Origin of the sequence: Marinomonas sp. PE14-40 (genome assembly GCF_051623805.1) — a bacterium.
GTDB lineage: Bacteria > Pseudomonadota > Gammaproteobacteria > Pseudomonadales > Marinomonadaceae > Marinomonas.
The window spans coordinates 3,387,521-3,410,670 of record NZ_CP130700.1 but is presented as its reverse complement, the minus strand read 5'-3'; the positions used below and the strand labels follow the sequence as shown (position 1 = coordinate 3,410,670).

At 40.4% G+C, this 23,150-nt stretch carries 22 protein-coding genes; 9 read left to right on the top strand and 13 right to left on the bottom strand.

Going from position 1 to position 23,150, the window contains the following annotated elements; genetic code table 11:
* Window positions 1-13 precede the first annotated feature (13 nt).
* The gene (locus tag Q0A08_RS15805; protein ID WP_438462478.1) at window positions 14-1,174 is read left to right on the top strand and encodes a GNAT family N-acetyltransferase; all 1,161 of its coding nucleotides are present in this window, start codon (window positions 14-16) and stop codon (window positions 1,172-1,174) included.
* Here the strand turns inward: Q0A08_RS15805 and Q0A08_RS15800 are convergent.
* Window positions 1,171-1,947 carry a substrate-binding periplasmic protein gene (locus Q0A08_RS15800; RefSeq protein ID WP_438462477.1) on the bottom strand — a complete coding sequence of 259 codons (777 nt, stop codon included), beginning with the start codon at window positions 1,945-1,947 and terminating at the stop codon, window positions 1,171-1,173. The two genes, Q0A08_RS15805 and Q0A08_RS15800, sit on opposite strands and share 4 nt — an antisense overlap.
* A gap of 224 nt (window positions 1,948-2,171) precedes the next feature.
* On the opposite strand from Q0A08_RS15800, the gene Q0A08_RS15795 reads away from it, so the two are divergent.
* Window positions 2,172-3,044, top strand: coding sequence for a DMT family transporter (locus Q0A08_RS15795; protein WP_438462476.1), 873 nt, complete (start codon window positions 2,172-2,174; stop codon window positions 3,042-3,044).
* Between the two features lie 115 nt (window positions 3,045-3,159).
* On the opposite strand, the gene hmpA is transcribed toward Q0A08_RS15795, so the two are convergent.
* From hmpA to Q0A08_RS15780, 3 genes are all read right to left on the bottom strand, one after another.
* Complete coding sequence (gene hmpA, locus Q0A08_RS15790; RefSeq protein WP_438462475.1) at window positions 3,160-4,344, bottom strand: NO-inducible flavohemoprotein; 1,185 nt, start codon at window positions 4,342-4,344, stop codon at window positions 3,160-3,162.
* 67 nt (window positions 4,345-4,411) lie between these two features.
* The gene (locus Q0A08_RS15785; RefSeq protein ID WP_438462474.1) at window positions 4,412-5,626 is read right to left on the bottom strand and encodes an NnrS family protein; all 1,215 of its coding nucleotides are present in this window, start codon (window positions 5,624-5,626) and stop codon (window positions 4,412-4,414) included.
* Window positions 5,623-5,913: a hypothetical protein gene (locus Q0A08_RS15780; RefSeq protein ID WP_438462473.1), complete on the bottom strand. Its 291-nt coding sequence runs from the start codon at window positions 5,911-5,913 to the stop codon at window positions 5,623-5,625. Before Q0A08_RS15780 ends, Q0A08_RS15785 begins: the two co-directional genes overlap by 4 nt.
* 229 nt (window positions 5,914-6,142) lie before the next feature.
* On the opposite strand from Q0A08_RS15780, the gene norR reads away from it, so the two are divergent.
* Entirely contained in the window at window positions 6,143-7,765 is a 1,623-nt protein-coding gene (norR, locus tag Q0A08_RS15775) for a nitric oxide reductase transcriptional regulator NorR (protein WP_438462472.1), read from the top strand.
* Between the two features lie 87 nt (window positions 7,766-7,852).
* On the opposite strand, the gene Q0A08_RS15770 is transcribed toward norR, so the two are convergent.
* Together Q0A08_RS15770 and Q0A08_RS15765 are read right to left on the bottom strand one after the other, a co-directional pair.
* Entirely contained in the window at window positions 7,853-8,284 is a 432-nt protein-coding gene (locus Q0A08_RS15770) for a group II truncated hemoglobin (protein WP_438462471.1), read from the bottom strand.
* Window positions 8,277-8,507, bottom strand: coding sequence for a hypothetical protein (locus tag Q0A08_RS15765; RefSeq protein ID WP_438462470.1), 231 nt, complete (start codon window positions 8,505-8,507; stop codon window positions 8,277-8,279). Before Q0A08_RS15765 ends, Q0A08_RS15770 begins: the two co-directional genes overlap by 8 nt.
* Window positions 8,508-8,867: 360 nt before the next feature.
* Between Q0A08_RS15765 and Q0A08_RS15760 the strand changes: the two genes are divergently transcribed.
* Both Q0A08_RS15760 and Q0A08_RS15755 read left to right on the top strand, forming a co-directional pair.
* Window positions 8,868-10,259: an MATE family efflux transporter gene (locus Q0A08_RS15760; protein WP_438462469.1), complete on the top strand. Its 1,392-nt coding sequence runs from the start codon at window positions 8,868-8,870 to the stop codon at window positions 10,257-10,259.
* Window positions 10,260-10,313: 54 nt separating this feature from the next.
* Complete coding sequence (locus Q0A08_RS15755; RefSeq protein WP_438462468.1) at window positions 10,314-12,035, top strand: lipoprotein N-acyltransferase Lnb domain-containing protein; 1,722 nt, start codon at window positions 10,314-10,316, stop codon at window positions 12,033-12,035.
* Between the two features lie 75 nt (window positions 12,036-12,110).
* Here the strand turns inward: Q0A08_RS15755 and Q0A08_RS15750 are convergent, their stop codons facing one another.
* From Q0A08_RS15750 to Q0A08_RS15735, 4 genes are all read right to left on the bottom strand, one after another.
* Complete coding sequence (locus Q0A08_RS15750) at window positions 12,111-12,899, bottom strand: TSUP family transporter (protein WP_438462467.1); 789 nt, start codon at window positions 12,897-12,899, stop codon at window positions 12,111-12,113.
* Between the two features lie 165 nt (window positions 12,900-13,064).
* Window positions 13,065-13,727, bottom strand: coding sequence for a pyridoxamine 5'-phosphate oxidase family protein (locus Q0A08_RS15745; protein ID WP_438462466.1), 663 nt, complete (start codon window positions 13,725-13,727; stop codon window positions 13,065-13,067).
* Complete coding sequence (locus tag Q0A08_RS15740; RefSeq protein ID WP_438462465.1) at window positions 13,714-14,334, bottom strand: GNAT family N-acetyltransferase; 621 nt, start codon at window positions 14,332-14,334, stop codon at window positions 13,714-13,716. The genes Q0A08_RS15745 and Q0A08_RS15740 overlap by 14 nt, the downstream gene beginning before the upstream one ends.
* 24 nt (window positions 14,335-14,358) lie before the next feature.
* Entirely contained in the window at window positions 14,359-14,811 is a 453-nt protein-coding gene (locus Q0A08_RS15735; RefSeq protein ID WP_438462464.1) for a GNAT family N-acetyltransferase, read from the bottom strand.
* Window positions 14,812-14,915: 104 nt separating this feature from the next.
* On the opposite strand from Q0A08_RS15735, the gene Q0A08_RS15730 reads away from it, so the two are divergent.
* A complete protein-coding gene (locus Q0A08_RS15730; RefSeq protein WP_438462463.1) occupies window positions 14,916-16,451 on the top strand; it encodes a PLP-dependent aminotransferase family protein in 1,536 nt (511 codons plus the stop codon).
* A 33-nt stretch (window positions 16,452-16,484) separates the two neighbouring features.
* Here Q0A08_RS15730 and phaC read toward each other — a convergent pair whose 3' ends face one another.
* The 3 genes from phaC to Q0A08_RS15715 form a co-directional block, all read right to left on the bottom strand.
* On the bottom strand, window positions 16,485-18,278 hold the full coding sequence (gene phaC / locus Q0A08_RS15725; protein WP_438462462.1) for a class I poly(R)-hydroxyalkanoic acid synthase: 1,794 nt from the start codon (window positions 18,276-18,278) through the stop codon (window positions 16,485-16,487).
* A gap of 92 nt (window positions 18,279-18,370) precedes the next feature.
* Window positions 18,371-18,721: a phasin family protein gene (locus Q0A08_RS15720; RefSeq protein WP_438462461.1), complete on the bottom strand. Its 351-nt coding sequence runs from the start codon at window positions 18,719-18,721 to the stop codon at window positions 18,371-18,373.
* Window positions 18,722-18,917: 196 nt separating this feature from the next.
* Complete coding sequence (locus Q0A08_RS15715; RefSeq protein WP_438462460.1) at window positions 18,918-19,667, bottom strand: SDR family oxidoreductase; 750 nt, start codon at window positions 19,665-19,667, stop codon at window positions 18,918-18,920.
* 770 nt (window positions 19,668-20,437) lie between these two features.
* Between Q0A08_RS15715 and Q0A08_RS15710 the strand changes: the two genes are divergently transcribed.
* From Q0A08_RS15710 to Q0A08_RS15700, 3 genes are all read left to right on the top strand, one after another.
* Window positions 20,438-20,935, top strand: coding sequence for a copper chaperone PCu(A)C (locus tag Q0A08_RS15710; RefSeq protein WP_438462459.1), 498 nt, complete (start codon window positions 20,438-20,440; stop codon window positions 20,933-20,935).
* 542 nt (window positions 20,936-21,477) lie between these two features.
* Window positions 21,478-22,086: a gamma-glutamylcyclotransferase family protein gene (locus Q0A08_RS15705; protein ID WP_438462458.1), complete on the top strand. Its 609-nt coding sequence runs from the start codon at window positions 21,478-21,480 to the stop codon at window positions 22,084-22,086.
* Window positions 22,076-23,134, top strand: a complete 1,059-nt coding sequence (locus tag Q0A08_RS15700) for a methyltransferase (RefSeq protein ID WP_438462457.1) — start codon at window positions 22,076-22,078, stop codon at window positions 23,132-23,134. The genes Q0A08_RS15705 and Q0A08_RS15700 overlap by 11 nt, the downstream gene beginning before the upstream one ends.
* Window positions 23,135-23,150 lie beyond the last annotated feature (16 nt).

Here is a 23,150-nt window from a genome sequence, read left to right as displayed (position 1 = left end):
GAGAAGGTAAGTAATGAAAGCCCAGTGGTTTAATCAAGTGGAACAAATTGGTGAAGCAAGATGGCAAGAAGCCATTGGCAGTACCACTTACCCTTTTGCACAATATGGTTTTTTTCATGCTTTAGAGTCTAGCCAAAGTCTTGTTGAAGAATCTGGCTGGTATCCAGAATACCTCTTATTAATGGAAGATGATGATACGCCCGTTGCTATCGCCCCTACCTTCTTAAAGACCCATTCTCAAGGAGAGTTTGTCTTTGATTGGAGTTGGGCGGAAGCGTACCAAAGGCATGGTTTAGACTATTTTCCTAAGCGTATTTGGGCTGTTCCCTTCTCTCCTGTGACTGGCCCTAGGCTTTTCTCTGGACTGGATTCAACGACTCAAGCGGAAGAACTCGATCATTTACACTTGCTAGTAGCGCAAGTGCTTACTGACCGTACAGGCGAGCAAAAGCTTTCAAGTTGGCATCTTCTGTTTAATCAAGAAGAGCGTCTTGGTGGGCTAAAAAGCGAATATCTATTACATAGAACCGCGTGCCAATTTCACTGGTTTAACCGTGACTATCAGGATATGGATGATTACCTGTCTTACTTCTCTAGTCGCAAACGTAAAGTGGCTAAAAAAGAGCGTAAGAAGGTATTGGATCAGGGTTTAAGTTTAGAACGTAAATTGGGTAAAGATCTCAGCAAAGAAGAGATAGACTTCTTCTATATTTGTTATCAATCAACCTATGCTAAACGGGGCCAACAGGGTTATTTAACTCGCGACTTTTTTCAAAGTTTGATCAGCCATATGGGAGATCAAATTCTTCTGGTGCTGGCATCAAGAGGTGATGACTGGATTGCTGCATCTTGGTGTTTCTTTGATAACCATTCCTTGTACGGCCGTTATTGGGGTTGTGTGGAAGAGTTTGACTGTCTGCATTTTGAGGCTTGTTATTATCAAGGTATCGAGTTTTGTTTAGAACAAGGTTTGCAACACTTTGATCCGGGTACTCAAGGAGAACATAAAATTGCCCGTGGTTTTGAGCCTGTGTATAGCCATAGTCTCCACTATATTGCTCATCCTGGTTTTCGTGATGCTATCGCGCAATTCTGCACAGAAGAAGGCAAAGCTGTAGAGCAATATAAAGCTGAGATAGAACAACAGTTACCCTTCAAAAAAGCAGACTGCTAATTATTAATATTTAGATCATAGGCGCCTGCTTCAAAGTCATCAAAGTAGGTTTGATAACGCCCATCTTTGCGGTACTCATCTAATACTCGATTAAAGTTCTTGATGATCTGAGGGCTATCTTCTAAGGCTTTAGAGACCAATAAAAAACTATGATTCTCTAATAACCTTTTTGAGTGAAAGGTAATCAGGGCTTGCTGTTCTGGCGTGAGTTGTTCCCTGATGCTAGCAAGGCCAACACTCTTCTCTAGCGGTAATGCATCAATTCGCCCCGCTAGTAACTTTAAAAAAGCGACCTGATTATTAGGCGCTAAATCTATGCTGAGAATACCTTCCTTAAGAGCATCATCAAATGCCTTGCCATAGCTAGAGCTTAATATGCCACCAAGCTGGTATTGGCTCAGATCGGCAATTTTAGACCATTCAAACCCAGAAACTTTAAGATGAAAGAAGACAAACTCCTCGTTAAGTACTGGTTCACTGTAGTAAAAATCTTGTTCACGTTCGGCTTTGTGCATCCAAACCGCCGTTGCATTAGCACGACCTAGCGCCGCTGTTTTATAAGCACGCGTCCAAGGGTAAAAGGCAAAAGCAGGCGTATAACCCGCCTCACTTAAAACATCATGAATAAGATGGGTAACAAAGCCATTGTGCTGCTGACTTTCTGTAATAAAGGGTGGCCATTCACCTAAGGTAATTTTAACACTGGGTTTTTGGTCTGCATGACCTAAAGTACTGATAAACAGACAAAAGGTAGCAAATAAGAATCTAAGCATTGCTTCACCTCTTTTTTATTAAAGCTAAGTTTTAGGTTAGCAGGTGAAAGTAACACAAATGTAGTAATCGGTGAAAACTCAGGATTATCTTGTATTCTTTTATCAATCAATTTTGCTATACGTAGCTTTATGTGAACTGGTATTATCCCGCCTTGCAAAAATCCTAGAGTACATCTTCTCTTTGTACTCACTTATTCTTTTTCTTTCATAGCGTGGAATTTCCTATGGGCATTAGAAGTGCGTTTTATTTACTCTTATTAGCCGCCATTTGGGGTAGCTCCTTTTTATTTATGCGTATCAGTGCGCCAGTTTTTGGCCCTGTGTGGATGATAGAATTACGCATAGGTTTTGCCGCCCTTTTTCTAGCTGTCGTTACTTTAGCCTTTAAAAAACGTCTGTACCTAGCGAAACACTGGCGTCATTATTTGATACTTGGGTTGTTAAGCGCAGCCTTGCCCTTCTTATGTTATGGCTTTGCAGCAGGTGATTTAACCGCTTCCCTCATGTCTATTATTAATGCCACAACGCCTGTATTTGGTACTGTGATCAGTGCGATTTACTTCAAGCAAAAGCTAGCGCGTGACACCTTGATTGGCTTAGTACTTGGAGTTGTTGGTGTGTCTGTCATTGTAGGTTTTGATGCAGAGCTCTTTAAAACGGATGCTTGGTTGTCAGTACTTATCGTTCTAGGTGCACCTTTTTGTTATGGACTGGCCAGTACTTTTACGCAAGTCTCAAAAGGTGTGGAGCCTTTACCTAATGCCTATGGCACCATGTTAATGGGGACTTTGGTGTTACTGCCTATGTTGTTCTTCTATCGCCCATTGGCTGAACCTAGTATCGAAATTTCTCTGGCTGTTATCATGTTAGGTGTTGTCTGTACTGGAGTCGCTTACCTTATCTTTTTCAAACTACTTAATGAGATAGGCACCTCTTCTACCTTGACGGTCACCTTCCTTGTTCCTGTCTTTGGTGTGATGTGGGGAGTGATTTTTCTAGATGAAATGGTAGGCTGGCATACGCTAGCTGGGACTGTATTGGTCATCGCTGGCACAGTGAAGACAACAGGATTTAGTTTTAAAAAAGCGGCTAGCTAAGGCTTAATCTAGGCTTTCTAATTCAAAAAGTACGAATACAAAAAAGCAGGCTCTATTTAAGCCTGCTTTTTTAGTTGTTATCAGTGCACTCTATTTAATGGAGGCTTTAGATATTTTAGAAATCTTGATGCGGTCCAAAGACTTCGTAATGGATACGATCAGAATCTACCCCTAAATTCTGCAATTGCTGTTTGGCAAACTGCATAAAGCCCACTGGGCCACATAGGTAGAAGTCACCGTCCTCTAAAGGCAAGGTTGTAATTGTACTTAGGTCCATTAAGCCATGATGTACACTCTCCTCTGGATCATGGTCTTGGTTATACCAAGTGTGATGAGTCAGATTAAGTTTGCTCGCTAGCTGCTTCACACGCTTTTTGAAAGAGTGTTGTTCATGGTTTTCACAGGCATGAAGATAATGCACTTCAACATCACTTCTTTGTTCCGCAAGGTTCTCTAGTATCGCTTGCATAGGCGTTAGGCCTACACCCGCAGAGATGGCGACAACAGGTTTGCCATTGTTTTTAAAGACAAAATCACCCGCTGGTGCAAAAAGTTCTACCTCATCTCCCAGACGTAAACCATCATGCAGGAAGTTAGATACCAAACCCGGTACGCCCATGGCTTCACGTTTGACTGAGATACGGTAGCTTTCGCCATTGGCTTGGTCAGAAAGTGAGTATTGACGCATTTCCAAGTTTTCAGAGGTAATTGGCTTCACTCTGATACCAAGATACTGCCCCGGCTGATAAGTAATTACCGCTTTTCTGTCTACCGGTTCAAACACAAGACTTTTAACCAGCTCAGACTCGATACGCTTTTCAACGAGCTTGAACTGTCTTGGCCCTTGCCAACCACCTTCTTGGGCTTCGTTAGACTCATATAAGCCGTTCTCAACTGAGATAAAGACTTCTGCAAGTTGGCCGTAAGCGGCAACCCAAGCATCTTCTATCTCAGCTGTGAATACATCACCAGCAAGCTCTCTAAGTGTTTCTATTAGGTGCAAGCCTACAATGTCATAGTGAGCTGGTCTGATATCCAAGCTAGTATGCTTATGGGCAATACGCTGTACTGCTGAAGTCAGCATAGGTAGGTTATCTATGTATTTTGCATAAGCAGCTATGGCATTAAATAGAGCTAAAGACTGAGTGCCTTCGGCCTGATGGGCCATATTAAATACATCCTTAAGCTCAGGATTATGCTCAAACATACGCTTATAAAAGTGTTGAGTAAGAGAAGGCCCTACGCTTTCAAGCAATGGAATTGTGCTTTTTACTGTGCTTATTTGTTGATCAGTTAACATTTTGTATCCTTATTAATCTAACGCTCTGTGTGAGTGACGTATTTAGGTTGAGTTGATAAAAAGTGCGCTATAAACGCTGACGAATTAAGATGCTGCTGTAGTGCAGAATAAAGAGTGCAAAGGCACCTATCCAAAGGGCTGCACTGAATTGCCATGCTTCTATTACTAGGCCTAAAGCAGGCAAAAAAGTACGTGTTAGTGCTGCTCCAAGCATCATGACAAAAGCCAATGACATTAAGGGAGCCGATTGAATTAAGCGCCCTGTATGGCCAAGGGATACCCGAGACATAATGGCAAGTATCATGCCGCCGATAGCGCCGATCGCAATTAGGTGTAACGCGTCAGAAAAGCGAATAGCCTCAGTGAAAAAGCTTGCTCCTAAGCAAATAAAACCTATCCCAAGCGAGCCATACGTTAGGTGTAAGGACCATAAAAGTGGTACTTGTAAGCTGGCCCTTGGGTGCCAATGGTAAAGCTGGATGAGCTGCAGGCTACCTAAAAAAATCATGATGAAACCAGGCACAAGTGCAAATTCAAAAAATGGGTAAATAAAGGCGTATAGGTTATTAATTAAGGCCGTTGCTATCAGTAACTTAGTTAATTTTGGTGTAGCGACAACTTTTGCAGGCAGTGGCAGTGCCTTGGTGCCATTACGTGTGAACATAGGGATGAGACGGCCCCCTAATACGCCAGCTAAAAGAGCAAATAAAAGCACCCCAGTACGGCCAAAATGTAAGGCAAGCTCTGTATCTCCGGCTAAATCAGCCACTATGATGCCCATATTAATCAGCATCATGATGCTCAGTAGAGGCAATAGCATGAGATTACGGTTTTTAGCGCGATATAGAAGCTGAGCTAAGAAACCTATGCCGATTAGCCACCAAATAAGCTGTACACCAAAGGCTAAATATTGAAGCGACAGACTCTCTTGCCATAATAAGATGCGTACAGAAACCCAAATAAGGCACCATAGAAGCAGTGGTTTACCATGCAAGCTACGAAGTTGAGTCCATGTTTGCGATGCCGTTAAAAGGAATGACAAGGCCACAAAGGCTGCAAAACCAAAGACCATTTCATGGAAATGCCAAATGACATTTGATAGTCCTTGTTCTGGTAAGCTGAGTTGCCCGTTTAATACGAACAACCATAAACTTAAAGCAACTAAGGAAAAAACACTGGCCCCTAAAAATCCGGGGCGAAAAGCTAACTCAAATAGATCAAAGCCTGGCTTCCCTTGCGTTTGATTATGTTTGATCTGATCTGGGCGTATATTGCTCATCATAGAATTTCAGCCTTAATACCATTCTGGCCAATCAAACGCATCACATAACCCACTTTTAAAAAAGCAGCGAAAACTACTAGCGCAATATGGCTTACAACCTGAGTTGCTATGCTGAACAGTTCAGGTTGTAAGTAACCAATGAAAATGGTTGCTAGCACTATGATGACAGACGTTAGCATCAAGCTGTTGCCTGCAAACAAAACGCTTTTAAAGTTCTCTTCTAGCTCGTAATGAGTCAATCTTTGCTGGCTCATAATAGGTAATAGTTTGAAATGATGGCCTAACATTTTTGTCTCCTTTGATGCCTCTCTGACATCTAATCGTCATTTACATATCTTTCTTGTATTTGTTATTGCATATCTGATGCCAATTATTTTATTTGTTATTTATCAGTGGTTTACGTTTTATTTGAGTTTTTAATAAGTCAATATGACCTATTTAAAAAAGAGTTATAAATACCTATTAGAGTCAATATGACCTATACTCGTTTATAGATTTCATCTTAGGAGTGAAAATGTGATTACATCGGGTGACTTGCTTGAATTAGCAATTGATATGGCGCAAAACGTGACAACCAAAGATAGGTTTGATCGTTTGTTAAAAACCATACGTAATATTATCCCCTGTGATGCTGTCGTTTTGCTTAAGCGTCAGGGCCAAGAACTTAAGCCATTAGCCCAAACTGGGGTTAATCCTGAGCTATTAGGTCGGCGCTTTGAAATTTACTCCCAGCCTAGATTTGAAGCCATCTGTGAAAGCCAAATTCCAGTACGCTTTGCCAGTGATAGTGATTTACCAGATCCTTACGATGGCATGTTACAAGGGGTCGAAGGCGACTTACCTGTGCATGCTTGTATGGGCTTTCCTCTGTATGCGGACGAGCAACTGATTGGCATATTGACATTAGATAGCCTTACTCCTGGGGTGTTTGATGATATTGCTGCTAAAACCTTGGAAGTGATTGCAGCTGTATCTGCGGCCAGTTTGAAAACCGCTATTCTCTTTAAAAAGTTAGAGTCTCATACTGAGCATTTTCAAAATGTTGTGTCTGAGCTGACTAAAGAAGCCCTGATTAAGGATGGTGGTGAGCTGATTGGACAAAGCTTACCCATGCAGAAAATGCAGCAAGAATTGGGCTTGGTTGCCCCTTCTGACTTCGCTGTTCTGATTGAGGGAGAAACCGGTGTGGGCAAAGAGCTGGTGGCCCGTACTCTACATAGAAAATCGACTCGAGCAGAGGGGCCATTGGTGTATGTGAACTGTGCCGCTTTGCCTGAGAACTTGATTGAAAGTGAGTTGTTTGGCCATGTGAAAGGGGCGTTTACTGGTGCGGATAAAGACAGAGCTGGGAAATTTAGCCTAGCAAATGGCGGTACCTTGTTCTTAGATGAGATAGGTGAATTGCCTCTTTTAGCTCAGAGTAAATTGCTTCGAGCTCTGCAAAGCCAAGAAATACAGGCCGTTGGTAAGGATCAAGTCGAAGTGGTGGATGTACGCGTTATTGCTGCCACTAACCGAGTACTGAAAGAAGAAGTAGAAGCCAATCGCTTTCGATCAGACCTGTATCATAGATTAAGTGTATTTCCCGTCTGTATCCCTCCATTAAGAGAAAGACTGGGTGATATTACCTTATTAGCAGGTTATTTTACCGAACAATCTCGTCGTAGGTTAGGTCTACCCCACTTATTAATTGATGATGAAGTGATTGCCAAATTAGAAGCCTATGATTGGCCGGGGAATGTACGTGAACTAGAGCATGTGATGAACCGTGCCGCTCTGATGGCAAGGTCTGACAGGCAAGATCAGTCTGAGATGACGAGGATTAAAGCTTATCACCTTGGTCAGTTACAAAGCGCGTCTCAAGCCTTAGCGGAAACGACTAATCAAGCTTTAGTTCATCATACTTATACTTCACAAGAAAGTCAGGATAATCGTTCGGGTTTGGTACAAGAAGCTTGGCAAGTGAGTAATCTTAAAGAAGCAACAGAGGTCTTTCAAAGCCAGAAAATTCATCAAGCCTTGCTAAGTTCAGATTACAACTGGTCAAAGGCTGCTAGAGCTCTAGATATGGACAGAGCAAACCTAGTTCGACTTGCCAAACGTTTAGGTATAGAAGTGGTGAAACAAGTAAATAGATAGAAAATGGGTTAGATAAACACCCAACAGTATCTAGGTGTTTATCTTTAAATCTCGCTAAGAGGTTTTTACAGGAGCATTAGGTTTAAACTAAGATTCTTGTGCCTGTCTAGCTTGGCTAACTTGTCTGATACGTTCGGCAGGTACGGCAAGTTGAATCAATAAGTATTCCTTTAAGTCAGCGTCTAAGCCCTGATTATCCATCGCCATTGACATGCAATCTAACCAAGCCTGTTTATCTTCATCTATGACATCTAAATGCATATGCGCTCTCGGCAATTGGATAGAACCATATTTTTGACTATAGAGCTTGTCGCTACCCATCCAGCCAGTTAAAAAGCGGTAAAGCTTGTCTATGGATAACTCTGTATCGGCTGGGTGCATATCATAAAGGCGTTTGAACTGAGGTTCTGTCCCCATAAAGTGGAAGAAGTCTGATACCAGAGCATGCAAACCGTCTTTACCTCCAACCGCTTGAAAGGTGCTATCCCCTTCACCATAGGATTTGTTTGATTCAGACATCATCTGACTCTTTCTTTTCTGTGCTAGTTACTGAGGAAGATGGACCAGATCTTTTCGCTTTTTTCTCGGCATCCATCTTGATTGAGTTTCTAAAGCCACCGATCGCAGCTAAAATGCCTATAATTGCACTCATGTAATAGGGAATTTGAAACAGCATGGTGATACTGACAAAAACAATACCAACAGCTAGGCCTTCTGCGAGGGGTTTTGCATACTTTTTCATATAGGGCTCCAAGATGTTTTAATTTGGCGCGATCACCAATAAATTTGCCCTAGTTTAATCAAAACAAGATATGAATGCTCGTCTTCCTTGTTTTAGAAATGAACTCCTCTCTATTTGTGGATAACCTTTCTTCGTTATTTAGCAAAATAATATGTGGATAAATGAGATACTAATACACATTATATCTGTTATAGAAAAATCGAATGTGTATATTCGGCTTTATATGAACAAACTTGTGTGTAATTGATGTTTTTATCCACAGTGAAAACGAAACTTCTCGCCAAAATAGGCTGTTTTTAAGTATAAATAGCCGCTTTTTAGCCCATAATTCACACTTTTACCCAAGGTATTAAATTTAGTATGTCCAGCTTGTTAACTCTTATTCCTACTTTTCGTAAAGAGAAGCAGTTAAATAAACGCATTTGGCATATGGCTTGGCCTCCTATGTTATCTAACATCACCACACCGCTTTTAGGTTTGGTAGATACGGCTGTGGTAGGACACCTAGCAAATGAAAGTCACCTTGGGGCTGTAGCGATTGGCGCGAGTATTTTTAGCTTAGTTTTTTGGGCGTTTGGATTCTTACGAATGGGGTCGACAGGTTTAACCGCTCAAGCCTTAGGTCGTAAGGATGATCAAAGAGTATTAGAGCTTCTATTACAGTCTGTTTTGCTGGGTATCTTGATTGGCTTACTTTTGATCCTATTTCGAGAACCCATTATTGATGTCATGTTATGGATGATGTCTCCCAGTGCTCAAGTAGAACCTTGGGCAAGGTTGTATTGTGAGGTGCGTATTCTAAGTGCGCCAGCGGTCTTGGCTGGTTATGCCGTCGTTGGTTGGTTTTATGGGGTACAAAATGCCCGTGGACCACTTTGGATCATGTTATTAATTAATGTGGTGAACATGGTGTTGGATTATTACGCTGTTTACCATTTGGATATGGCCAGTGATGGTGTCGCTTGGGCAACCGTTTTCTCCCAATATGCTGGCTTGGCTCTCGCTTTATATTTGGCAAGTAAACAGTTGAAAAAACTGAATATTAATATCTCCACTGAGGTCGCAAAAAGTTTATTAAAACTCTCTGAATACATTGCTTTGATTCAGGTAAATCGCTATCTATTTGTACGAACTATCTTGTTATTAACGGTTGGTATTTTCTTTACCGCCCAAGGCTCGGCTCAAGGGGATAATATCCTTGCGGCAAATGCTGTATTGCTGACATTTTTAATGATCATTTCCAATGCTTTAGATGGCTTTGCCTTTTCTGTTGAAGCCTTATGTGGCGAGGCAATCGGCCAGAAAGACAAAATGCAATTCGAAAAGGTAGTGCTTTTATCGAGCGTTTGGGCTTTGGTGGCTGCGGTTGGCCTTGTCTGTGTTTTTTGGCTGTTTGGAAATCATATCGTTTCTCTATTAACCAGTATCGAATCGGTTAAAAGTATCGCGGCGATATATCTGCCATGGTTGATTATCTTCCCACTTCTGGGGATTTGGTCCTTTATGCTGGATGGTGTCTTTATAGGTGCCACTGAAGTGAAGCAGATGCAAGATGCCATGATAGTGTCAGTTGTGCTTGTCTTCTTCCCTTGCTGGTATATCACGCAGCAATTAGGCATGGGTAACCATGGACTTTGGTTTAGTCAGGCGGCTTTATTTGTTGCCCGAGGAGCGAGCATGTATTGGCTCTATCGCCGTAATCTGGCTCAAGGAAAATGGTTTGTCGATAATAAGACTGATTCAATTCTATAATAGATGTTTTGCCACAGATCTTATGACTGTGGCTTCTTTGTCATAGGTTTAAAAATGTTGGCTCAGGGTTTAAAAGGTGCTCAATTAGCATTAAAGCGTAAATGGCAGCAGACAAGTCAGTTAGTTTTGCTATGTGTGATAGGGATGCTTTTTCACTCCAGTGCTATCGCTAAGGATGTGGTTTTTAGTGATGATCTTGATGAATTTATATTACATAACAGTCCAGCGCTTATTTCTCAGATTAAACACCAGTCAGGTGTGGGCTTTAATAGTTTAAAAAAACAGCTTGAAAAACGAGGTTGTGAAGCAAACCTGCTCACAGATACCGCTTTGCTTGAACAAAAAGACAACTATGGATTTTTTCTCTATTTAAAAGCCAAAATAAATCAGTGCTCGAAACAAAATGAGGTGAGTGATAAAAGGGAATTTAGGGCAACTTTAGAGGGAAAATCACCCTATTTGTTAGTTGCCGACGTTAATCTAGATGCTCCTATGTCCTATTTTGGTCATTCTTTGCTTCTGTTTCTAGATGAGGAAGATTTTTACTTTTCACCTGTATTGTCCGTGTTAGCCCCGCTAGAAAGTAAGCAGCTTTTCTCTCAAACCCTCAAAGGTGGCTTCTCTAGTATCAAGGCAGAAATTAACCTGACACCTTTGCACCAAGTTATCTCCTTTTACAATAACTATGAATCACGCTCCTTACGTTTTATTAAGCTACCTGAAGATAAGTTTGATAGTGAAAAGCTAATAAACTATTTCGATCAGGCTTTGAATGACCCTTTAAGGTATAACTTTTTTGTTAAAAACTGCGCGACCTATCTTTATGAGGCACTTGATCAGGCTTGTGATTGTTTAGATGAAAACAGAAGCATAATCTCGCCTGCCTTGATGGAAGCTCAGGTTTATCAACAAGCTCCAGAGACTCAAGTTTTTGAACTTAAATCTCTGTTGGCTAGGTTCCACCAAGCTTATGAGCCACTAAACAGCTTTGAACAAAGAACGGTTCGACAAATGATTCTAGATCAGGGTTTTCAATATCAAGGTATTCATCAAGATCTAGGGGATGTCGCTGTGTTAGGCACTCGTTTAAGTTTTGAAACCTACAAAACACCTTACCCATCTTATTTTGGTTTACTAGATACTTATGGCAACTCAACTGGTTTATTAGATGGTTTGCCTGAAACCCAGCTACCCAATGATCAAATGCGAGATAAACTTAATCTTTCATCCTTTGGAGTGTCGACCAATAAGGATGAAAACTCTGCTCGTTTTGCTTTACTGGATTACCGTTCTTTTTATCAAAGACAAGAGAGCATTAATTCGGCAAGTTTAGCGGCGGGTGTCGTTGAGCTTTCTGGTATTGAGGATACGAGTCGAGTAGAGAGTGTTACCTTGTTAGAAATAACCAGTTTAAAACCGCTCAATGCTATAACTAAAAAAGCATCTTGGCGCTTTGGCACCGGTGCGCAGCGCGATCAAGATAATCAATTGAACGCTTATTTTAATTATGGGATAGGAGGAAGTATGTCTGCCTTAGGTGCAAAATTCTATCTCTTGCCAAGTATTGAGATTTCTAACTTAACTAACTTGCCTGTCTATTCTGGTTTTGAAACCAATATGGGTTTTGTCTCGTTAGCTTATGAAAATAAAGACCTGCTTGATCATGAGTTAAGTTTTTATAAAAGGCTAAATTCTGCATTCGCTTTTGAGTATCAGGCAGTGAAGCAGGAAAGAGAAGAAACAAGTCATACCGCCTCTGTGTTTTATTATTTTTAAAACCTTTCTTAAGGCATAAAAAAACGAGCTTAACCTAAGGTTAAAGCTCGTTTTTTATTGCCTAAATGCTAGCATTTAGGCAATAAAGTTCATGTATAAACCGATAATACAAATAACCAGTAAGGCAAAACCTAGCACACGGAAGAAGACTTTACTGTCTTGTGCTTGAATATGGTTATGGAATTTTTGCCCTAATAAATGACCAGTAAAGGCACAAGGTAATAACCAAATTTGATGGATTAACTGTAGATCGATACCAGCGATTAAAAAGGAAACCATTTTAATCATGACTAGGATAAACCAGAGTACAAATAAGGTGTCTCTTAGTTGGTGTCGAGCCACATGCGTTGCGTATACCGCTACAATTAAAGGCGCGCCAATTAACGATGTGCCACTGACATAACCACCCATCATCAGAAAAACATTATCTAGCCATTTATTATTACTTTTGAAGGGTTTATCCAAAATATAGGAAATGGCGAAGAAGATGACTATGCCAAAAATAATGCCGGTAATCAGGTTAGATGGCAGAGTTAATAAGCCAAATACACCGATGAGCTTTGGCACTATCATGATGCCCAACGACTTTTTGAGATAAGCCCAATCGATATTACTTTGACCTGAATCTGGATCTAACTTTGCTTGTTTTTTACTTTGTCTATGACCTTTGATAGCAATCCAGCTAGAGAAAATAAGTAGGTGAATTGCGATAACAGGTAAATATACCAAAGGGTCATTATGGATTAGCAATAAGAAGGGTAAGGCGAGGACTGCGCCACCAAAACCTAAGCCACTTCGGACAAAGCCGCTCCAAATAAAAACCAGACCAATGGCAATGTACTGCCAAAGAAATAAATCCATCATGGATAAGATCCTAATGTTTAGAAGAGATCATATTGAATAAAGAAGGCGAATCTTAACATAGGGGATGAGTAGAATTATGCAAAGAGGTGAACAATCCTCATAATATTGCAGGAGATGAAATCATTAGGGAAAACTGTTTCCCTAATGATGTTAGAAAGGCGGTGATTAAAATGCGTCTGGGAGTTTTGGTTGTTCAAAACTCACAACTTGCCTTGGGTCTGTTTCAGCTTGGCCCCAAGATTGTTCTAAGGGAATCACCCCAGCCCATACAGGCCAGTCATAGTCTTCCTCATCGTCAACTGGTGGCTCAGCTCTGACTTTTGTCGATGCTTCATTGATTGGAATCCTGACTAGGCCTGTTGCTTTAAGCTCCTGCTCGTTCACTGGTCTTAGGGCTTCCCAACGGCTTGGAGACACCTTATCGAGAAAGATTTTAAGTTGGCGCTCTTTTTCAATTGGGTCAGTAATTGTTTCTGGTGTACCAAATAAGGTGACAGAGCGATAATTAACCGAGTGATGCATGGCAGAGCGGGCCATTACTAAACCATCTAGGTGAGTTACATTGATACAGACTGGTTGATTAACTGCATTTTTGACGTTGCGAGCCGAAGCCAGTCCGTGCCAGTAAAAGTAATCCCCATCACGCCAATGGCAAGTAGGTACAACAAAGGGCTGGCCATTAATGCTTTGAGCAACGTGGCACATGAGGGATGTATCCAATATGTCAAACATAGTCTCTTTATCGTAACTTGCTCGTTTCGCTCCTCGCCTAACTTTGCTCTTCTCTGTTTTTAAAGCGTCTGTTTTTAGTTCGTCAGACTGGCTCATACTCACCCCCTAATCTGTTTTCTAGTGTCTCGTATTTTAATAATTTAGCCTGTAGCTGATTGCGAACTGCTGGCCATTCACTTTGGATAATTGAGTAGCAAACCGTGTCTCTTAAAGAACCGTCAGGCATGATTTGATGGTTACGTAATATGCCGTCTTGTTTTGCCCCTAATCTTTCGATCGCTGCCCTTGAGGCATGGTTCATAAAATGGGTTTGAAGCTCCACCGCAATAGCACTATGCGACTCAAACAAATGCTTTAGTAACAGAAGTTTACAGCGAGTATTAACACTGGTACGACGGGCTGAGGCTAGGTACCAGGTGTAACCTATCATGGCCCTTTTATGTTCAGCTTTAATGTCATAAAAACGAGTAGATCCTACTAGATCGCCTGTCTGCTTTAATCTAATTGCAAAGCAAATTTGATCTTTTGCTGATAGGGCCTGCTCGACATAAGTGGCTGCTTTTGCTTTAGTCGGAATACTGGTGAACCAGAGTTGCTCTGCATCTTGGTCAGAGACAACCTTTGCTATCTCATGACTATGCTGATGGTTTAGTCTTTCAAGCTGTAAAAAATCATCTTCAAGCTTGTCTATCTCAAGCCACATATCATCCTCCTTTGTATCTATTAACTATTCGACTCTTAAGCTGTAACTAAAGAATTTTGCATCTTGCTCAAAACCTATTTTTTCGTATAAGGCTTGGGCGTTGAAGTTGTCTTTCGCTGTACTTAGATCAACTCGAATGGCTCCACGTTCTAAAGCAAACTTTTTGACTCTAGCGATTAAGGCTTCAGCAACACCCTTTTTTCTGTGTTCAGGCATAACAAACAAATCATTTAAAACAATAATTTTTCCTAAAGAAGTCGAAGAAAAAGTGGTGTAATTCAAGACAAAACCTTGTGCTTCCTGGTGCTCGTCATAGGCAATAAATATGTCTGCTTCTTGGTTATCCAAACGTTCTTTAAGGTAAGTGCGATACTTGTTTGGGTTAGATTCTTTTTTATAAAAAATCATGTACTGGTTAAATAAAGCAGTGACTTGGTTTAACTCATCTTGAGTGACACTTTTAATCTGGGTCGTCATAAAACAAACCTCCTGTTAATTCGAATGATGAAAGGACTTGAACAGAATATGAATTTCTGGATATATTAAAAATATCCAGAATGAATAAAAAAAGGCATACCAGATTGAATGAATCAAATGCGATATTAAGGCTATCTATTGACCATCAATCAGGTGTCGCTAGGTATCGTCAATTACTGGAGCAATTTAAAGGGCTTTTTAGTGGCCAGTATTTACAGGAAGGAGACAAGCTCCCTTCCAGCCGTGAACTTGCTTCTATGTTAGGGCTGTCTCGCTCCACCACAATTAAGGTGTATGACATATTAATCAGTGAAGGTTATCTGGTAAGCCAGCCTAAAAAAGGCTTGTATGTTGCCCATATGGCAGCTTTGTTACCGGGTGAACTTGAGCTGACGAAGAGCTCTCCTCATAAGCTAGAAAAATCAAAAAAATTGGTGATGGATGATCCTATTCAATTAGGGTCAGGCATAGATGTAAGAGCTTTTCCCCATAAGGCATGGGCAGCGTCTATGCGCCGTAGCTGGCTAAATCCAGATATAGGTGTGATTCAAGGCGAATATCATAACGGTCTGCCTAGATTAAAAGAGTATCTAGCGGACTACCTCGCCAACGTGCGTGGATTAGAGTGTGATCAAGAACAAATTATTATCACATCAGGTAATCGAGATGCATTAAGTATTATGAGTCATGCTCTATTATCTGATTATCTAGATGAGACGAGGGTTTGGTTAGAAAACCCCTGTTTTCCTGCAATGTCGCGCTTTTTCCACTGGCTTGGACGGGATTTAAAGCCTTTACCTGTTGATCAAGAAGGGGCTTCGACACCTAAGCTAACGCCTGCCAAGCCTAACCATCTGCACCTAGCCTTGATTACACCTAATAGGCAGTACCCTTTAGGCATGGCGATGAGCTCTCTAAGGCGTCAAGAATGGTTAACGCTCCTGTCGCAGATAAATCATAGCTCAGCACTAGGTTCCCAAACAAAGGATGCTGGACTTTGGGTTATAGAAGATGATTATGACAATGAATTTTACTATCAAGGCCGTCTAGGTGTACCTCTGATGAACCTAGATGAGAGCCAGCGGACATTCTTATTAGGCAGTTTTTCTAAGATTATGTTTAGAGGTTTACGCTTAGGCTATATTGTTGCTCCTAAGGCCCATATTGAACGTATCAAGAAGAGCCAGAGGCAATTAGGTCCAAGTGCATCTCTGCCTATGCAGTCTGCCCTTTTAGATTTTATGGAACATGGCCATTTTAATGCGCATTTACGACGCATGAGACGCCTTTACCGTGATAAACGAGATTATCTTGATGTGAAAGTCGCTCATTACTTAGGGCAGTATTGCGATTGGCAAAAGCCAAATGGTGGTATGCATACACTTGTCTATCTAAAAGAAAAATGGATACAAAAATGGAGCGTCTTAGAACAAAATAAACCAGATTGCTTGGATCAAGCTTTGATGGAGAGTTTATTAGAAAAGGGGATGCATATTTCTGCTCTCAGTCCCTATCACTTTGAAAAAAGTAATATAAAACAAGGCTTTGTATTAGGGTTTACTGAGCCAAGTAAAACAGATATTGATACCTTGTTAGCTGCTGCTGAGAAGCAACTGAGTTCCTTTCTACAACAAAAATAAAGGTACCGAGGAAACTCGGCACCTTTAATGAACTTAACCAACCTTATCCATACTGGCTTCTATAGGAAGCTTTTGTAATACATAAGAGCCCGGGGCTGCTGCCAAGGAGGTATCTTTAGCAATGTCTCTAGCAGGTACTTTTTCGGACGTGTCTTGTTCTTCACTCCAGCATTGCCAGTGAGTCCACCAAGACCCTGTATGATGGTCTGCTGATTTCACCCAAGTTTGAGCATCTTGGGCATTGATATCACCACCTGCCCAATAGCCATACTTGTTTTTCGCTGGTGGATTAATCACGCCAGCAATATGGCCTGATTCACCAAGTACAAATGTAACCTTGCCTTTAAGGTATTTACTGCCGGTAAAGGTGCTTTCCCAACCTGCAATATGGTCATCTTTAGCAGATAAGAAATAAACGGGTACCTTGATCTTAGAGAGATCGATGCCAACACCGTCAATTTCTAACCCTTTAGGCTCTTTTAACAGGTTATTTAGGTAGAGTTTACGTAAAATATCGTTATGACAAGCCGCTGCAATGTTGGTCGAATCACTGTTCCAGTAGAGAAGATCAAAATCTAACGGACTTTCGCCTTTTAGATAATTCTTCACATAATAATTCCAGAACAAGCTGTTTTCTCGTAATAAGCTGAAGGTAGATTCAATCAAACGGCCATCCATATAACCACGTATCTTATTCTGGGTTTCTATGGCAGATATTGTTGGCTCATTGATGAAAACGCCAATTTCACCTGGATTACTGAACTCCAACATGGTGGTTAAGAGGGTCATACTCTTGATACGTTGTTTCATGCGTTTACTGACCATGTAAGCCGCTGTAGTTGAAAGTAGCATACCGCCAACACAGTAGCCGATAGCGTTAACATGTTGTTCGCCAGTTAAGTCTTCGATCTTTTCTAAAGCGGGAATCACACCTCGTGTTGCATAGTGACCAAATTCGTATTCAGCGAGTGATTCGTCTGGGTTAACCCAAGATATCATAAAAACACTGTGCCCTTGTGCGACTAGCCAGCGTACCAGTGAGTTCTGCTCGCGCATGTCCATTACATAGTATTTATTGATAAAAGGCGGCACGATTAAAATAGGACGTTTAGCAACGGTTTCTGTGCTTGGGTGGTACTGAAGTAGTTCAATTAGCTCGTTACGAAAAACAACTTCGCCTGGCGTTGAAGCAAGGTCAACACCTACCTTGAAAGCATCTTGCTTGGTCAAACGCACTTTTAAAACATCCGCACTGAGTTTCATGTCTTCTTGCAATTGAGACATGCCTTTAACTAGGTTCTCTCCTTTAGATTCAAAGGTTAAGCGAATCAGTTCTGGGTTTGTTGAGAGAAAATTTGTTGGGGAAAGCGCATTAATCATTTGACGCGTAAAAAAGTTAAGGCGCTCTTTTGTGGCTTTTTCAAGACCATTTGAACTGTCTATCATTTGCAGCATATTACGGCTAAAGAGTAGATAAGACTGTTTTAAAACATTGAATAAAACCTGCTCTTTCCAAGCTGGATCATCAAAGCGTTTATCGCCCTTTTCGGCGCTAATGGCATCATCTATTTCTGGGTGTACCGCTTGCATCAGAGAGGTTTGCCAAATATTCATTTGGTCATGCCACCACTGAATTTGAGTATCCATCATTTTTAATGGATTTTGTGCTGCCTCTTCAACCCACTGACCTAAATCTTGGCTGTTAAGTTGAACTAAGGCTTCTTGCATGGGGTTGTTGACGGGCTTTTGCTGCATATTTTTGACTATGGCAGCATTGCACTCACACAGTTTCTCGAAAATCTCTCCATACATATTTGGGCTGAACATTTGCACCTCCTGATTTGCTGTGCGTGCAGCTCATCTTGTAAAAAGGTGATAGGCAACAAAGTTTGCTGCCCCACCACCTACACGGGATTAGATTAAGCAGTTGGTGCTGCTTTCTTCATTGCTGTTGCCGCTAGTTCATCAAGGTTACCCTTGAATGACTGTGCGATTTCAGACATACGTTTGCCGTCTTCAATTAATGATTGGCTCAGCTCAGTGAAGGTTTCAGCTTGTTTGGTATTAAACTCAATTAAGCTAGTAACGTCTTTAACAGCCGTTGCACTTTTAATTTGGTTAATGCCAATATCAGCGTATTTCTTCATAGCTTCAAGCTGAAGGTTAGTGGTCTCTTCGATGTTTTTAACTAGCATTTCGTTATAACTAGTGAAAGGGGACATCATGTTTTCTGTTTGTGAAGAAAAAGTTTTAAATAGTTCGCTATACATACTGAATCACTCCTAATTGCTGGTATACGATGGTTTTTGCTATTTTTACTGCGCTTATTCCATAAATCATCTTTCTTGTTGGTATGTAGGTTGATTTGGTCCAGAGGGTTATTATTCATCACATTCATGCTGGCCAAACCTAGACACTCAATCCAAGAAAGGTTTTGGCCTGTTAAACAGGCCAAACTGGTTATCATCAATGCATGTATTGCCCGCCATTGATTGATAAGGTTTCACCTGTGATAAAACCGCTATCCTTGCTTGCTAGATAAGCAACGGCTGCCGCGACTTCTTTTGGCTCTGCCAAACGGTTAACCGGAATTTGAGCTGTAATTGATTCAATTACACTGGTTTTTAATTCTTCAACCATAGGTGTTTTTGTATAACCTGGAGCAACCGCATTGACGGTAACGCCTTTACGAGCACCTTCCATTGCGAGTGCTTTGGTAAAACCTATCATGCCGGCTTTAGCGGCTGCGTAATTAGTTTGACCAAATTGACCTTTTAATCCATTGATTGAAGAAATATTAATAATTCTGCCATAACCCTTCTCACACATAGCGTTAAAAACAGGTTGGCTAACATTAAATAAACTATTTAAATTGGTATCAATAACATCACGCCATTGTTTATAGTCCATTTTCTTAAATTGAGTATCACGTGTAATGCCTGCGTTATTGACTAATACATCAAAACGACCTAGCTCTTTGTGCAATTTTTCCAACTCAACTGAACACTCTTCATTATTTGTAACATCCATAAAGGCAAACTTTACACTCTCCTTATCAATGTCATAATCGTTCAACCACTGGGATAAAACGTCAGCAGGCTTTGGACGACATATAGCGACTACTTGGTAGCCTTCCTCGATTAACTTCTTACATGTAATGCTGCCTATTCCGCCAATGGCACCAGTTACTAGAGCGATAGGTGTAAAGTTATTCATAATTCCATCCTTTGACTCGTTATCAGACTAAGTTTTTTGGGTAATAAATCGTCTACATCATTTATACGGATAAAATATTTCAATTTATTGACATCTTTAGTCAGGCAATTTATAAGCCATTTTAAAATGATTGAGTAATATTTTATTTATATAGTGATTATTTTAGTGGTAAATTCTGTAACAAAAACATGAGCTTAAATTGATATAAACAAGAAAAAAAATTCAAATTTTTTTAAAAACATTAATTTCTTGCTATTTATCATTTAAAAATAAATACATATAAATGCACTTTATTCGTGCACTAAGTTATATGTAACACAATGTATTTATTTTGAATTTCTATTCATTGTTTGTTGTTTTTATTTTTGAAACTTATTAAAAATAGTGGTGCGGATTATATTTAATTAAAATGAAAAGTTGATTTTTATTATATAAAAGTCATGGTCTATCAAATTTGATACAAATGCTGATACTAGTGAAATAGAACAAAAAATTACTACTTTGTTTATATATTGTTGAAGTATTAATTTTTTTATTTTTTTTAAACTCCTATTTAAAATTGCATTTATCATTAGAGTCCAATGAGTTAGGTAGAAGCTGCTGAAAAATTTAACAAGTCTTGTTGTAAGCAAGGTAACTTTTATCAAAAAGTTGTGAATCTGGTTCAAATAAATACAAGCCTCTTAAGTAAACTAAGTTATGATAAGCGCAGCTAGTTCCTTACAGGGTTTAACAAATTTTGATTTTAATATTTAGAGGAATAAAACAAGATGTTTAAGCAAATGCTTACCTTTGTAACTGTATTAACCTGTACCCTTTTAACCTTTAATGCTACTGCCGCTGGTCACATGGGTGTGATGGTGATGGATGCACAAGCGAGAGCTATGCCTCCGGGCTCTAAAAACAGTGCTGCCTACTTTACCTTGATGAACCATAAGCAAGAGTCAATCAGTTTAGTCAGTGCTAAAAGTGATGTATCAAAAGTCACTGAATTTCATAATCATCTGATGATTGATGGCGCAATGAGTATGCGTAAAGTGCCTAGTGTTGACGTGGCTGCAGGCGAGAGTGTGTCTTTTCAGCCAGGTGGTTTTCATGTCATGTTAATTGGACTAACGCAAAACTTGAAACCGGGTGAGCAAGTAACCATTCAGCTAAACCTAGCCAATGGCGAAAGCATGATGGTTAAAGCTGACATAGTGATGCCAACGGACATTAAAGAAGCCCCCAAATCTGGTAAACACGATAAGCACTCGATGAACCATTAACTTAGGGAACCTGCGAATAAGCCCTCCCGCCTCAGCGTGTGGATAAAAGCCTCTAGATTTATGGCGAGGAGCGTAACTTAATAGTAATTCTATTGATAAGCTCTTCAACATAAAGATAGGGCTTTTAGACCACGCCCTTCGGGTCTTTCAGAAAATGTAACACCCTGTGTTGTTACTTCTCGCAAGGTACCTACATTACGTCAAAGTAACGCCTTGTATGATACTTTTTCTGAAAAGACTGAGAAGAGGTGACTTAATCGTAGGTTCCCTTAGACTCGGTATGTGCTTGTGCTAGAAAAAGCCCTGATATTGCATCAGGGCTTTTTTATACCTATGCACGATTTAAGTGCATTGATTTTAGCCTTTCTCAGTATTCATCTGACTATTTTTTAGCTAGATATCCCTTATTAACTGCTAAACGCGTATGATGGGCCTTATACATATCAGCTAAAAGGGCTGAATTCAGCACGCTTTTCACTAAATACGGGCTAAACAGTTTAAATACTCCTTCCTAGAAATCGGTTAGAAAGTAGATAGTTTTCATGACAAATAAAAATCGACACTTTATTTTTGGCTATGGCAGTTTAATTAATGCGACTAGTCGAGCAAAAACAGGTGAAACAGGACAAGTTTGGCCTGTTCGAATCGCGGGTTATCAAAGAAACTGGTCGGTTATGTCAACCGAGTTTGGTATGAGCTCTGTCGCTGTGATTCCCGTAGAAGAAGCCCATTGTAATGGGGTTTTGATTGAAATTGATGAATCAGAAATTCCTTCTTTTGATGAAAGAGAAAGAGGCTATGAGCGGTCTCAAGTTAGTTTAGAGCAACTTACTGCTTATCAAGGGCAAAGCCTACCTCAAGGTACTATCTGGATTTATCATAGTCATGAAATAGCACAACCAACCCAAGAATGCCCAATTGCATTAAGCTATGTTGATGTAATTTTGTCTGGTTGTTTGGCATTAGGCGAAAGTTTTGTACATGATTTTTTATCCCTAACACAAGGCTGGCAACACCCTTTGATCAATGATAGAAAAACGCCGCGTTATCCTAGGGTTCAGCCCGAATTGAATACTAATGACTTTATTTCATTATTAGAGTCTGTTACTAAAAAATCTAAACAAGAGTTATCTGTATCTTATGAGTCTTAATTCAACCAGTTTATTGCTTGAGCGCTCCGTTTCGCAATTTACAGGCAAGGTGTTATTTGCCAATCCGGAAGACAGCTTCCCACTTACTCTCCTTGATCAAGCAGACTGCTTTGCTTGGTGCCAATCTAAGACAGTGTTTAATCAATTGTCTCGTGCTGGTATGGATGAGAACAAAATGGCTTTCGCAGCTACTTGGGACCATGACACAACCGACTTTGACAATATCATTATTTATCAGCCGAAAGCGAAAGAGCTATTAGATTATTTGCTTGCTGCTTGTTTACCTCTACTAAAAATAGGCGGTCAAATTTGGTTAGTAGGAGACAACAAAAGCGGTGTTAAATCGGCTTATAAGAAGCTAAATGCTGGTTTAGAGAATGTTGGCAAGGTAGAAGGTGCAAAACACTGTTTATTATATGTGGGTGATAAACAGGCAGAACCCCCTGCTTTTAACTATGAAAGCTGGGTTAAAACTTGGACCCAAGAGGTTGCTGGAAAAAGCATTATTCTTAAGAGCCTACCGGGTGTTTTTGGTCATGGTAAGCTAGATTTAGGTACTAAATTATTTTTAGAACAGCTTGATCAACACCGATTTATGAGCCAAGTGAGTGATGCTCGCATGCTAGATTTCGGCTGTGGTGACGGTATTATTTCTATCTGGTTGGCTAAGCATACTAATGCTCGTATTACGGCATTAGATGATAGTGCTTTGGCAATTGAAGCAACAAAAATGAGTTGCGAAGCCAATGGCGTGTTAGAGAAAATGACTTTCTTAGGCTCTAATGGCCTGACTGAAGTGAAAGGCAGATTTAACTACATTTTTTCTAACCCTCCTTTTCATAAAGGCACGGATACGGATTACTCAATTGCTGAGAGCTTCATTATGAGTGCCAAACAGCATTTAACCTTAAATGGTGAGTTGTTTATTGTCGCCAATGATTTCTTACGCTACCCATCCATCATAGATGCGGCGTTAAGTACCCATACCCGCCTTAATCGTGCGCAAGGATTTGCTATTTACCATGCTCGCCAGAAGAAGCCTAAATAGGGTTTCAGGCGTTCAA

Excerpts from the sequence above, each read along its gene's own strand:
- Q0A08_RS15805 (WP_438462478.1), top strand. The coding sequence starts at position 14 with ATGAAAGCCCAGTGGTTTAATCAAGTGGAACAAATTGGTGAAGCAAGA.
- Q0A08_RS15800 (WP_438462477.1), bottom strand. The coding sequence starts at position 1,947 with ATGCTTAGATTCTTATTTGCTACCTTTTGTCTGTTTATCAGTACTTTA.
- Q0A08_RS15795 (WP_438462476.1), top strand. The coding sequence starts at position 2,172 with ATGGGCATTAGAAGTGCGTTTTATTTACTCTTATTAGCCGCCATTTGG.
- hmpA (WP_438462475.1), bottom strand. The coding sequence starts at position 4,344 with ATGTTAACTGATCAACAAATAAGCACAGTAAAAAGCACAATTCCATTG.
- Q0A08_RS15785 (WP_438462474.1), bottom strand. The coding sequence starts at position 5,626 with ATGATGAGCAATATACGCCCAGATCAGATCAAACATAATCAAACGCAA.
- Q0A08_RS15780 (WP_438462473.1), bottom strand. The coding sequence starts at position 5,913 with ATGTTAGGCCATCATTTCAAACTATTACCTATTATGAGCCAGCAAAGA.
- Q0A08_RS15770 (WP_438462471.1), bottom strand. The coding sequence starts at position 8,284 with ATGTCTGAATCAAACAAATCCTATGGTGAAGGGGATAGCACCTTTCAA.
- Q0A08_RS15765 (WP_438462470.1), bottom strand. The coding sequence starts at position 8,507 with ATGAAAAAGTATGCAAAACCCCTCGCAGAAGGCCTAGCTGTTGGTATT.
- Q0A08_RS15760 (WP_438462469.1), top strand. The coding sequence starts at position 8,868 with ATGTCCAGCTTGTTAACTCTTATTCCTACTTTTCGTAAAGAGAAGCAG.
- Q0A08_RS15755 (WP_438462468.1), top strand. The coding sequence starts at position 10,314 with ATGTTGGCTCAGGGTTTAAAAGGTGCTCAATTAGCATTAAAGCGTAAA.
- Q0A08_RS15750 (WP_438462467.1), bottom strand. The coding sequence starts at position 12,899 with ATGATGGATTTATTTCTTTGGCAGTACATTGCCATTGGTCTGGTTTTT.
- Q0A08_RS15745 (WP_438462466.1), bottom strand. The coding sequence starts at position 13,727 with ATGAGCCAGTCTGACGAACTAAAAACAGACGCTTTAAAAACAGAGAAG.
- Q0A08_RS15740 (WP_438462465.1), bottom strand. The coding sequence starts at position 14,334 with ATGTGGCTTGAGATAGACAAGCTTGAAGATGATTTTTTACAGCTTGAA.
- Q0A08_RS15735 (WP_438462464.1), bottom strand. The coding sequence starts at position 14,811 with ATGACGACCCAGATTAAAAGTGTCACTCAAGATGAGTTAAACCAAGTC.
- phaC (WP_438462462.1), bottom strand. The coding sequence starts at position 18,278 with ATGTTCAGCCCAAATATGTATGGAGAGATTTTCGAGAAACTGTGTGAG.
- Q0A08_RS15720 (WP_438462461.1), bottom strand. The coding sequence starts at position 18,721 with ATGTATAGCGAACTATTTAAAACTTTTTCTTCACAAACAGAAAACATG.
- Q0A08_RS15715 (WP_438462460.1), bottom strand. The coding sequence starts at position 19,667 with ATGAATAACTTTACACCTATCGCTCTAGTAACTGGTGCCATTGGCGGA.
- Q0A08_RS15710 (WP_438462459.1), top strand. The coding sequence starts at position 20,438 with ATGTTTAAGCAAATGCTTACCTTTGTAACTGTATTAACCTGTACCCTT.
- Q0A08_RS15705 (WP_438462458.1), top strand. The coding sequence starts at position 21,478 with ATGACAAATAAAAATCGACACTTTATTTTTGGCTATGGCAGTTTAATT.
- Q0A08_RS15700 (WP_438462457.1), top strand. The coding sequence starts at position 22,076 with ATGAGTCTTAATTCAACCAGTTTATTGCTTGAGCGCTCCGTTTCGCAA.